The 1,505-nt window shown below is 52.6% G+C and carries 2 protein-coding genes; both read left to right on the forward strand.

Going from position 1 to position 1,505, the window contains the following annotated elements; all coding sequences use genetic code 11:
• Positions 1 to 432: hypothetical protein (locus tag ACYQ2W_RS26145; RefSeq protein WP_459873994.1), on the forward strand; the 432-nt coding region annotated here is incomplete at its 5' end.
• A gap of 589 nt (positions 433 to 1,021) precedes the next feature.
• Positions 1,022 to 1,444 carry a hypothetical protein gene (locus ACYQ2W_RS26150; protein WP_459873996.1) on the forward strand — a complete coding sequence of 141 codons (423 nt, stop codon included), beginning with the start codon at positions 1,022 to 1,024 and terminating at the stop codon, positions 1,442 to 1,444.
• Positions 1,445 to 1,505: the final 61 nt, after the last annotated feature.

Raw genomic sequence — 1,505 nt, forward strand, 5'->3', positions numbered from 1 at the left:
GGTGAGAATGGGTCGTTTTGGATTGATATGATAGGGTTTTTGTTCTCTGCTCTATCGGGGGTGTTTGACGGGTATTCATCAAATATTTCAGAAACTAATAGAGGGTTTGATTCTCGCAAGGCTGAGCTTGCGGGGAGGTTGTCTAAGATATCCGGTGTGTTTACCTTTATTGGGGTCGGTCTGTCGAGCTATATAACGTGGAATAATGATAGTTTGAGCTGGTCTCAAAGGTTGGGGCAGATATCTAGTTGGGTCTTTGGTGCGGCTGTATCTGGATATGTCGGTGCTGCGCTTGGTGTGGCTATAGTTAACCCTGTCGCGGCTGCTATATTGGCGGCTGCATTTGCTGTTCTTATGTCGGTATTGATGGTTGAGTTTGTTGCAATATATCTATCTAGTCGAATAGTCTATCGTCGCAATTTTGTTGTGTGATTTTATTGGATAATACTATGAGTATAGGAAGGCCAATATCCTTTTATGAGCTTGTAAGATTGGGAGGGGCGTGGGTGCTCTCGTTCCCGGTGCTCTACGTTGGTCGCTGGATTGGTGGTTGGTGGTATGAGCTATTTCATGGCGTGTTTCCGTCTGATGATGTAGGAGGCGTTGTGACCTTTCTTGTGATAGGTGGGCTCGTGGCGACGTTTACTAGTCCTTTGGAATGTAAATTTTGGTCTAATTCGTTGAATGGATTATTCTTTATTGTTGATGAATATGGGGTGGGTCCTTTGTCAGTTTGGTTCGCTGTTGGGTATTCTTCTGTTTGGTTCGTTAAGTGAGCAAGTTGCGTGTGAATAGCGACGCGAACTGCATGGACATCCACCGCTAGGATCAAGCAACGGGACCAGCAAGTAGCCTGGATGGAGCATAGCGGAATCCGGGGATTCCCGAAGGCTGCCCCACACGCCCCGGATTCCGCTGCGCTCCATCCAGGCTACTTGCTGCTGGTGGGGCTATTGGACGGCATGAAGTGGGCCCGGCGGAGGGTAAGCGCGTAGCCGTAGAGCGGGAGGAGAAGACCGAAATGGAGCGTCTGACCGTTGCCAACTATCGCGAGGACAAGTTCTATCCGCGGGTGGTTCGGGCGGTGGCGGAATTGTTGCGGGAGGGCGACGAAGTCGCTCCGATCGAAGTGTTCGTGCAGATCGGCAACCTGACTCGCCAGGATGTCGACCGTTGGCGCCGCGGCCAGGTGCCGTGTCTCGAACGGGTCATCCAGGGCAACCTGTCCAAGATCGGCCGCTGCCTGCGGATCATCGGCTTTCATGCCCACGACCTGAACATGGTCCCCCGCAAGCAGGTCTACTCCTTCTTCAACCGCAAGGGACACCCCCGTTTCTCACTCTCCGGCTCCCTGGGCGTCGAAGGCGCTTATGTCACGCACTATCGTTGGAACCAGTCGTTGGAGAAAAAAATGGCCATGATCGAAAGGGTGCTCAACGGCTGAGATTGGTGTTTCGCTCATCCGGCGAGGCAAGGGCTGGCAGCACTTCGGGCAGGCGCCGTGT

The sequence above is a fragment of the Endothiovibrio diazotrophicus genome, assembly GCF_054657215.1.

Coding starts and splice junctions, on each gene's coding strand:
- ACYQ2W_RS26150 (WP_459873996.1), top strand. CDS start 1,022: ATGGAGCGTCTGACCGTTGCCAACTATCGCGAGGACAAGTTCTATCCG.